Here is a 9058-nt window from a genome sequence, read left to right as displayed (position 1 = left end):
ACGCGAGACCTCCGCACGAATGGCTGCCGCTTGTTGTTCCGTACACATGTTGAGGCTCCTTCCGGCGGGGAGCCTGGGCACGAGGGACACGGGGCGTCAGGACGGGGGTGGGCGAGGTGATACGTTCATGGATGGCGGCGTGGACCGTGCGTACGCGGCCTTCTTCGGGCCAGCCTTCGAAAGACTTGTCTACGACGCGGTCGCTCGCAGGCCGGACGGCTTCCTTCCCGTGGGCGCTGCCGAGATCGTCCCGACCGGCCACGCTCGTATCCCGTACGTCCTCCTCGCCCCCACCATGCTCATGCCGGAGCACGTCTCGGCCTCCCACGCCTACCGCGCCCTTCGTGCAGCACTCCGCGTCGCGGCTCGCGAGAGCAAAATCGAAGACCTCTACTGTCCGGGGCTCGCGACTGGCGTTGGGGGCGTCGAACCCGACGATGCGGCGCGTGAGATGGCGGCTGCCTACGCGGATGCGACACGCGCGAACGCTTGACGGCTCAGGCCTTCTGCGATGCAATCCTCGGCCACGGGGATCAGCAAGGGGTAGCGCAGCCCGCGGCACACCGCCCCCCTCGGCCGAGGAAGACGGCGCGATGCACTTCCACTTCACCCATGAGATTTCGATCGAAGGACGCCCAGGCGGCCTCGCTTTGGACCTCCCCGAGTCGTGCTGCAACTGCGGCGCGACCGAGACCATTTCGTGGGTGGACACGACCCTCGTCCGAACGACGTTCGTGCCCTTTCCGATCATGATCGGGAGCGAAATCACGCTTCCCATCCGTTTGCCCTCGTGCCCGCAATGCACCCGGACGATCAACCGACTCGCGCCGACGCTGACAGGTTTTGCCTTGCTCACCCTCCTGGTGCTGCTTGTCGCATTGTTTCCAGGCTGGGCCTTGGCCGGTCTGTTCGTCGAGACGGGGCCGAAACGGTTCGAGCTGACGCTCTGCCTCGCCCCCGCCCTCGTGGTGGCCTGGCAGGTGCTGTGGTATGGGGGCGTCCGGCGTCCTCGCAAGGGTCAGACGACGGCGTACCAACCCGTCCGCTTGGTGGGCGTTCGGCGCCGGTGGATGAGCGGCGACATCCGGCAGTTCACGCTCAAATTCACGAACGACGCCTATCGCGCGAGCTTCCTGGAGCGCAATCCAGAGCTCCTGCGCGCGAAGGTGGTACGCGTGAAATGACGTTTGCGAGACGCCGGGCGCTCGGACGGGCGGATGGGTGGGAGCAAGAAACGGGAGGGAGGGACGGGCGATCCGGAACGGGCCTTCGCCTCTCGAAGGGCTCCGCTCGGCTCGCCCGGGCCTCCGCTCCCCGGCCGCTTCAGTTGCAGGTCTTGCCAGCGACGGTCCCGACCTGGTTCACGCAGACGCTGTCCCAGGACGTGCTGCAGCAGTAGGGATCCGCATTGCAGATCGTCGTCACCACGCCGTTCGGGTCGCAACCCTTCGTGAGCTTGGTGCCGGACGTGCACAGGCTATGCGCGCAACTGCCGGTCCCGCACGCGACGCTGCCGCCATAGCTGTACACCTCGCTCACGCACTGGCTGTCCCAGGCCGTGGTGCAGCAATAGCTGTCGGCGGCGCAGACCGACGCGACGACCGAGCCACACGCCGACGCATTCAGCGCCGCGCCGGTGACGCACTTGTCATGCGCGCACGTACCGGAGGGCGGCGGAGGAGGAGGAGGAGGAGGGGGCGGCGGCGGCGTCCCCGTGTCGCGATAAGTGTCCCACTGGTTCTGCATGCGGGTGATCTGGCCCGCCGAGAATGTGTTCATGCACGAGTCATTCGTGTAATCCATGAAGTTGGTGATCGGGTCGACCCCGCCGCCGGAGCAGGAATCGCGGCCCGTCGGACACCCGCTGGCCGCCGAGGCCTCGGGCGGCGTATCCGAGACCGAATCGCCCGGGGAAGCGCAGCCGCCCTGGAACGTGTGATAGAGGCCCAGCCAGTGGCCGACCTCGTGCGTGCCGGTATCGCCCTCGTTGTAGGGCGACGCGGTGCCGCCCGGCACGGAGGAGAAGAGGAGCACGACGCCGTCCCTCTTGGGCGCGCCCGTGTAGTCCGAGGGGAACGTCGCCCAGCCGAGCAGGCCGCCGCCGAGGTTCGCCGTGTAGATGTTGAGCGCGTTCTTGTCGCCCTTGCGGAGCGTGTTCTTGGCGTTCGTCTCCGCCGTCGAGCCGTGGCCCATCGTGTACCAGGTCGAGTTCGTCGTCCGATCGACCGAGATCAACTGGAACGAGAACCCGGTGCCCGCGTACGCGTTGTTGAGCACCGTCATCTGCGCGTCGATCTGGCTCTGCGGGATGTCGCCGTTCGCGATGCCCGTGCCCTTGTTGATCACGTGGAAGTACACGGGGATCGTGGTCGGGCTGGTGAACGCGTTTGCCGGGCGCACCACCTTGATGCGCTCGAACTCGCCTTCGACGCGCAGCAGCTCGGCCTCGGGGAGGTCCATGACGCCACACGCGCGCGTGGGACGGGAGGCCGGATCGACGGTGCCCTCGTCGCCCACGAGATCGTCGTCGACGTCGTCGTACGTGCCGTCCTCCGCGGCGCAACCGACGAACGAAGCAGCTCCGAAGAAGAGGCCCCCGAGGGCCACCACGTGATGGACTCGTTTCATGAAATTTCTCTCCTGGTTCCGGGAAGCGACAATCCGGAAAACTACCAGGGATGTACCGGTCGTATCAACGAAAGCCGTGTCCGCAGGACGCAGATGGACGGCCGAGTTCTTACGCCGTCGTAGAATTTTTCATGAAGAACGGCGGCGCGGGACGCCTCGGTGTGCCGGGCGGTAGGATCACGGACGGATGTGCGACGGACTCGGGCCCCGCCGGACAACGACACGCAGACGTTGGAGGGGAGGATTCGGGACGGGCGGGGGGCGCGTGGTGAGGGAATGGATCGGAGGGGGCAGGGGGAATGCGGGTCCCTGGAAATGGGGCCTGGAAACTCCCATTTTCACCCGGGTTACGTCCTGTATTGTTATCCCATCCGATTTCCTTTCTCCTTGCCGGGCCCACATTCCAAGCTAGCTTCCTGTCGTCTCGTCGCTGGGTGAGGGCGCGAACACCGCGCCGACCGAGGGTCGAGGTGGGGCACGCTGCGGCGTTGCTGGTCGGACGAACGCGAGGAAGGCGTCCACGGACGCTCCACACGCACATCGTCTGCTCGGCGTTCGCCGCGGGGACAGAGACCGATCCATCACGACCGCGGCGGCTTTGCCAGCCCGGCCATGAGGATTTCGCGCGGCGTTCGAGGACGTCGCGCCGTACGACCACGATTGAGGAGATGACACATGAACACGACTAAGCTTATCTCGTTGTGCGGCATGGTGGTTTTCGGCGGGCTCGTCACCGTGAGCGGTTGCAATGACATGACGCCCGGGAGCGGGGACGGAGAGAATGGCGAGACGGCGAGCGTCAAGATGGCGTTCAGCGGCAGCGGCGTGAGCTGGTACGGCAACTCCGTGCTCATCGCCGCCGAGCGCGACGGCGTCACGGATAGCAAATACCGCTGCTTCAACGAGGCGACCGCTTGCTTCAACTTCAACGCGGACGGGACCTTGGTCCCCGCGCCCGGCAACGAAGAGGACGCGGCGAAGTTCAACGAGCTCTGCGGCAGCAATGCCGTGAACGATCCCAACTACCCGGGAGACGGCACGTACGACTTCTATTACACGGTCATCGCCGGCGAGGATTGCTACGGCGAGGAGATCACGACGGTCGACAACGCGCATGACTTCGCCTGTTATGCCCCCGAGAACTTCCTTGCCCAGCAGTACCCGAACTCGACCCCCGATGAGTTTCTTCCGGGCGGCGCCGATGTCGTGAACCAGGTCATCTGCGTGTCGGAGAACGTCGACAAGGACTTCGAGTTCTTCTCCTGTGCGGACGTCGATGTCCCGGAGGGCGCTTATGCCGACCTTGCCTTCGATTGCGGCTGCGAGGTGGACCCGTACACGTACGATTGCGCCTGTGGTTTCGATCCCGCCGATCTCGGCAACTGCGCCGCGGACCCCGCGAACCAGTGCCTCATCCTCTGCGAGGCCCCCTGATCGGGAGCTACGTCGCGCGCTGGTAGGCAAATCTCGTGCATCGACCGCATCGCGGTCGATGCACCTGAGGTCCAGGGCCATGCCCTGGTTCGGGTCCAGGGGCGAAGAGCCCCTGGTCGGGCCCGGGGTGAAACCCCGGCGCCGCGCCGAGGGTTGTCTCCTCCGCTCGGACCACGTAGCCTGTCGCGCCATGGCGCGCCGATGCTCGTGGTTCTGGGTCGTTCTCGCGGCCTTCGGGGTCGTCTCCTGCTCCCGCACCGACAATGCCTCCCGCGAAGGAGGGGCCGCAGCCTCCGCGAGCGCGGCCCCGGCGCCGCCCGTGGCCCCTTCCGTGCGGGCGAATCCGCCCGAGGTCGAGGTCTCCCACGTCGAGCTGCTCGACGCCTACGAGGCGAGCGCCCCGCGCGCGGACGAGCGATTCAAGGGCAAACACGTGCTCGTCCGGGGCAAGCTCGGCGAAGTCGTGAAGGATGGGGCAAAGCTCGTCGTGACGATGCCCAAAGAGGCAAAACCCGACGCCCCGTCGGTCCGGTGTTCGGCGCGAGAAAGCGAGGCGGCCGAGATCGCCGCCCTGAAGCCCGACGATCCTGTCGATGTCGTGGGCAAGCTCGTGAAATTCGACAAACACGTCGAGATCGAGGGATGTGTCGTCAACACGCAGGTGAAGGCGTGCCGGGTCGTGGCGAAGGCGCTGGGGCGCGGGACGTGCGAGCAGGACCGCGAGGAGCTCGGCGCGCGTCTCGTGCTCGGCGCCGAGCAAGCGGCCCTCGTGTGCGGGAGCCCTGCCGGATTCGAGGCGTGGCGCGCGAAGACATCGAGCCTGCCGGCGCAGGAGCGCGCGGGGCGTATGATCAGCGTCGACGCGTCCTCGTGCCACCTCACGCACGAGTCGCTCAGCCCGCGGCTCGCCGTTGAGTTCAGCTCGGCGCTCGCGCGCGTCCGCTGGGAGAACGACGTGCCGACGCTCGCGCCGTGAAACCTCGCAATGGGGCCGCATTCCCGGGACCGATTTCCGATCCCGAATGCAGCCTCCCGCTTCCGCCTCCCCGCCCCCTCCCCTGCCCTCGCCCGTGCTACATCCGGCAGCGATGTCCCCCGCGCCCGAAGGCCCCCCTCCCCTCGCCGAGGACGAGGTCCGCTCGCTCGCTCGCCTCGCCAACCTCGATCTCCCGGACGACGAGATCCGCCGCCTGACCGGGGATCTCGGCCGGATCCTCGCGTACGTCCGGCAGCTCGAAGAGCTCGACGTGACGGGGATCGAGCCGACGGCGCAGGTGGTGCCGGGGTTTGGGGCGGAGGGCGCCGCAGGGCGACCCGGAGCCCCAAGCGTCGAGCCGACGCGAGTCGAGCTCCGCGCGGACGAGCCGCACGAGAGCCTGCCGCACGAGATCGCGCTCCGTGAGGCGCCGCGGACGTCGATGGACGGGTTCGCGGTGCCGGGCTTCGTGGAAGAGGATTGACCATGGACGCGACGGTGCTCGATCGCTCGATCCCGGAACTCGCCGGCCTCGTGACGCGCGGGGAGGTCTCGGCCGAGGAGGTCACCCAGGCCAGCCTCGACCGCATCACGCGGCGCGACGGCGCGCTCGGGGCCTTCTTGACGGTGCAAGCCGAGGAGGCGCTCGCGGCCGCGCGGGCCGTCGATCAGAAACGCGCGCGCGGCGAGGCGCTGGGGCCGCTCGCCGGCGTGCCCATCGGCATCAAGGACGCGCTCTGCACGCGCGATGCGCCGACCACGGCCGGATCACGGATCCTCCTCCGGCCGGCCTCGAAGGGCGAGGCGACGCTCGATCCGCGGCGCGGCTTCCGGCCGCCCTACGACGCCACCGTGGTCGCGCGCCTGCGGGCGGCGGACGCGGTGCTCGTCGGCAAGACGAACCTGGACGAGTTCGCGATGGGCTCGTCGAACGAAAACAGCGCGTTTTTCCCGGCGAGAAACCCTTGGGATCCGTCGCGCATCCCGGGCGGCTCGTCGGGCGGGAGCGCGGTCTGTGTCGCGGCCGGGCTCGCGCTCGGCGCGCTCGGCTCGGATACGGGCGGCAGCATCCGCCAGCCCGCGGCGCTCACGGGGACGGTCGGGATCAAGCCGACGTACGGGCGTGTCTCGCGGTATGGGCTCATCGCGTTCGCGTCGAGCCTGGACCAGGTCGGGCCCTTCGCGGCCGACGTGCGCTCGGCGGCGCGGCTGCTCGGCGTGATCGCGGGGCGGGATCCGCACGACGCGACGAGCCTCGGGGCGCCCGTGGCGGCGTACGAGGAGGCGTGCGGGCGCGACGTGCGGGGGATGCGGATCGGCGTGCCCGAGGAGTATTTTGCCGAGGGGATTGCGCCGACCGTGGAGAAGAGCGTGCGCGAAGCGCTCGCCGGGCTTGCGTCGCTCGGCTGCGAGCTTCGGCCGGTGCGCTTGCCGCATACGCGGTATGCGGTGGCCACGTATTACGTGCTCGCGACGGCGGAGGCCTCGTCGAACCTGGCGCGGTACGACGGCGTGCGGTTCGGCGCGCGGGCGGAGGGCGCGGAGAGCCTGGGCGCCCTCTATGCGAAGACGCGCGGCGAGGGCTTCGGCCGCGAGGTCGCGCGGCGCATCGTGCTCGGGACCTACGTGCTCTCGTCGGGCTACTACGACGCGTATTACCTGCGGGCCCAGCGCGTCCGGACGTTGATCCGGCGCGATTTCGAGGAGGCGTTCCGCGAGGTCGACGTGATCGCGGCGCCGGTCTCGCCGACGGTCGCGTTCCCGCTCGGCGAGCGCGTCGACGACCCGCTCGCGATGTACCTGGCCGACATCTACACGCTGCCCGCGAGCCTCGCGGGTGTGCCCGCGTTGAGCGTCCCGTGCGCGCCCACGCCCGCGGCGAACGGCGTGCCGTCGCTGCCCGTAGGCCTGCAGCTCGTGGGCCCGCCGCTCGAAGAGGCGCGGCTCTGCGCGCTCGCCGCCGCGTGGGAGGGCATCTCGCCGGCGCGTGGGCTTCGTCCCCGTCAACCATGGGGGCTACGCTCGGACGAGCCGAGCTACGCCCCCGAACCCCCGGTGTCCGAAGCATGAGCGATACTCGCCTCGTCACGGCCCCCGCGGGCCCCGAGCACGCGTCCGGTTTGCGCGAGCTCTTTTCGGCGGCCTCGTCGCCGTGTTTTTGCCGGTTCTGGCATTTCGACGGGACGAACAACGACTGGCTCGACCGCTGCGCGAACGCGCCCGAGGAGAACGCCTCGGCGTTCTTCGGCGCGCTCGCGGCGGACGGCGACGAGGCAAAGGGGATCGTGGCGATCCACGAGGACGACGCGGGGAAGCGGACGCTCGTCGGCTGGCTCAAGGTCACGCCCGCGGCCGGGATGCGCAAGGCCTACGAGCGCCGCTTCTACAAGCAACTCCCGGCGTTTCAGGGGGATCGGCAAGGCGTGTTCCTCCTCGGCTGCACGCTCGTGCATCCGAGCTTCCGCAAGCAAGGCGTGGCGAAGGCGCTCGTCGCGGGCGCCGTTGCGTACGCAAAGGACACGTTCGGCGCGCGCGTGCTCGAAGCCTTGCCGCGCCGGCCGAAGGAGCCGGTGAGCGACGAGGAGCTCTGGACCGGTCCGATGGGCGCGTACGAGCCGAACGGGTTCGAGGAAGTGGGCGGGCTCGAGCCGTATCCGGTGCTGCGTCGGGTGCTCTAGTGTCGCGGAACAACGCCCTCCCCCTCTTCACCGCAGCGGCGCTGCTCTTTCTCGCCACCGGCTGCGATCGTTGCACGCCCAAGGACAAGGACACGAAGGCCGACGCGGGCCCGCCCGCGCCGATCCCGATCCCCAAGGACGAGCTCTTGCCGCCGCCCGCGCCGTGGGTCTTCAAGCCCGCGCGGATCGGACCGGGGATCCCGGGGATCGCGCTCCCCACGGGCTGCGAGATGCGCGCGCCGCTCGTCCGCGCGAAGGTCGCCCCCTCGACGCGGTTCGTCGCCGCCCCGCGGGGGATAGGGACGCTCGTCGTGGCCGACGCGGACGAACAAGAGACGCCGCCGCGGCTCCTCGGCGTCGCCGGGCTCGTGCTCGACGCGGAGGGCGAAAGCAAGGGGGCGACGCCGCTGCCCTGGCTCGACGCCGACGCCATGCCGCGCCTCGCGCGCACCGACGCAGGCGTGTGGCTCGCGGCGTACAGCGAGCAAGGCGAGGACAAGCTCTCCCGTGGGTTCGTGCACCAGGGCGACCACGCGACGCCGATCGGCGAGGGCGATCGGTTCGACGCGCTCGATCTCGCGTGTGGTTCGTCGCGATGCGCGCTGCTCACGACGCGCCTCGGCAACGTGGCGGTCGCGGGCGCCGCGCTTTGGGTCGGCCTCCCGAACGAGCCGGCCTCGTCGTGGAAGCGGACCGAGATCGTCCCGGACACCCCCGAGAGCGACGCGCGCCCCTCGTGCATCGCGCGGCTCGAAGCGCCGCCGCCCGGGAGCGACGCAGGCGCGGGCGGCGGCGTGGTCGCGGCGCTGCTCGAAGGGCAAGAGCTGGTCTTTTGGGAAGCAACCGACGGCGCGGCGCGCTCGCTCGGGCGCGTGCCGGCGCCGTTCGGCATCGTGGACGCGACCGTGGCGGCGCGTCCGATCGCGCTCGTGTACGGGGCCACCATCGACGAGGAGGGCTGCGCGAAGGAGGGCGGGAAGCTGCGCTTCGAGCGGGTCGGCAAGGAAGCCGCCGAGGTGCGCGCACACGCGCCGCCCGTCTCGGGCGCGCTCCGGCCACTCGAGCGCGGCGTGCTCGCAGCCTACCTCGCCCCGCTCGGCTGCGGCGTGGCGCGCAAGGTGGCGTACGCGGTCGTGCTCGACGCCGAGGGCACGCCGGTCTCGGCGCCGATGCCCGTGGCCGACGCGACGAGTTTTGCCGTCGCGGCGCGCGGCGCCGACGTGGACATGTGGATCCAGATGGGGGACGAGGTTTCGTGGGTGCGCGCCACGTGCGCGGCGCCGTGACCAGGTCGTGACCTCGGGGCGAACCCGATCCGCGCTGGGCAAACGGGGTTCGGGGG

The 9058-nt window shown here is 69.7% G+C and carries 9 protein-coding genes; 8 read left to right on the top strand and 1 reads right to left on the bottom strand.

The window, feature by feature from the left end; translation table 11 throughout:
* Positions 1-139 precede the first annotated feature (139 nt).
* Together E8A74_RS48115 and E8A74_RS48110 are read left to right on the top strand one after the other, a co-directional pair.
* Positions 140-493: a macro domain-containing protein gene (locus E8A74_RS48115; protein WP_170229939.1), complete on the top strand. Its 354-nt coding sequence runs from the start codon at positions 140-142 to the stop codon at positions 491-493.
* A 100-nt stretch (positions 494-593) separates the two neighbouring features.
* Entirely contained in the window at positions 594-1184 is a 591-nt protein-coding gene (locus tag E8A74_RS48110) for a hypothetical protein (protein ID WP_136935926.1), read from the top strand.
* A gap of 139 nt (positions 1185-1323) precedes the next feature.
* Here the strand turns inward: E8A74_RS48110 and E8A74_RS55865 are convergent, their stop codons facing one another.
* Positions 1324-2628, bottom strand: coding sequence for a zinc metalloprotease (locus tag E8A74_RS55865; protein WP_136935925.1), 1305 nt, complete (start codon positions 2626-2628; stop codon positions 1324-1326).
* 675 nt (positions 2629-3303) lie between these two features.
* On the opposite strand from E8A74_RS55865, the gene E8A74_RS53560 reads away from it, so the two are divergent.
* The 6 genes from E8A74_RS53560 (at position 3304) to E8A74_RS48080 (ending at position 9002) form a co-directional block, all read left to right on the top strand.
* Complete coding sequence (locus E8A74_RS53560) at positions 3304-4062, top strand: hypothetical protein (protein ID WP_170229938.1); 759 nt, start codon at positions 3304-3306, stop codon at positions 4060-4062.
* A 190-nt stretch (positions 4063-4252) separates the two neighbouring features.
* The gene (locus E8A74_RS48100) at positions 4253-5038 is read left to right on the top strand and encodes an OB-fold protein (RefSeq protein ID WP_170229937.1); all 786 of its coding nucleotides are present in this window, start codon (positions 4253-4255) and stop codon (positions 5036-5038) included.
* A gap of 112 nt (positions 5039-5150) precedes the next feature.
* Positions 5151-5522, top strand: a complete 372-nt coding sequence (locus tag E8A74_RS48095) for an Asp-tRNA(Asn)/Glu-tRNA(Gln) amidotransferase subunit GatC (protein WP_136935923.1) — start codon at positions 5151-5153, stop codon at positions 5520-5522.
* A gap of 2 nt (positions 5523-5524) precedes the next feature.
* On the top strand, positions 5525-7108 hold the full coding sequence (gene gatA, locus E8A74_RS48090) for an Asp-tRNA(Asn)/Glu-tRNA(Gln) amidotransferase subunit GatA (RefSeq protein WP_136935922.1): 1584 nt from the start codon (positions 5525-5527) through the stop codon (positions 7106-7108).
* On the top strand, positions 7105-7716 hold the full coding sequence (locus E8A74_RS48085; RefSeq protein ID WP_136935921.1) for a GNAT family N-acetyltransferase: 612 nt from the start codon (positions 7105-7107) through the stop codon (positions 7714-7716). The genes gatA and E8A74_RS48085 overlap by 4 nt, the downstream gene beginning before the upstream one ends.
* On the top strand, positions 7716-9002 hold the full coding sequence (locus E8A74_RS48080; protein ID WP_136935920.1) for a hypothetical protein: 1287 nt from the start codon (positions 7716-7718) through the stop codon (positions 9000-9002). Before E8A74_RS48085 ends, E8A74_RS48080 begins: the two co-directional genes overlap by 1 nt.
* Positions 9003-9058 lie beyond the last annotated feature (56 nt).

This window comes from Polyangium fumosum (assembly GCF_005144585.1).
Lineage (GTDB): Bacteria > Myxococcota_A > Polyangia > Polyangiales > Polyangiaceae > Polyangium > Polyangium fumosum.
Note: the sequence above shows the minus strand (reverse complement) of the source record. Positions and strands in the feature narration are given on the sequence as shown.

Coding starts and splice junctions, on each gene's coding strand:
- E8A74_RS48110 (WP_136935926.1), top strand. CDS start 594: ATGCACTTCCACTTCACCCATGAGATTTCGATCGAAGGACGCCCAGGC.
- E8A74_RS55865 (WP_136935925.1), bottom strand. CDS start 2,628: ATGAAACGAGTCCATCACGTGGTGGCCCTCGGGGGCCTCTTCTTCGGA.
- E8A74_RS53560 (WP_170229938.1), top strand. CDS start 3,304: ATGAACACGACTAAGCTTATCTCGTTGTGCGGCATGGTGGTTTTCGGC.
- E8A74_RS48100 (WP_170229937.1), top strand. CDS start 4,253: ATGGCGCGCCGATGCTCGTGGTTCTGGGTCGTTCTCGCGGCCTTCGGG.
- E8A74_RS48095 (WP_136935923.1), top strand. CDS start 5,151: ATGTCCCCCGCGCCCGAAGGCCCCCCTCCCCTCGCCGAGGACGAGGTC.
- gatA (WP_136935922.1), top strand. CDS start 5,525: ATGGACGCGACGGTGCTCGATCGCTCGATCCCGGAACTCGCCGGCCTC.
- E8A74_RS48085 (WP_136935921.1), top strand. CDS start 7,105: ATGAGCGATACTCGCCTCGTCACGGCCCCCGCGGGCCCCGAGCACGCG.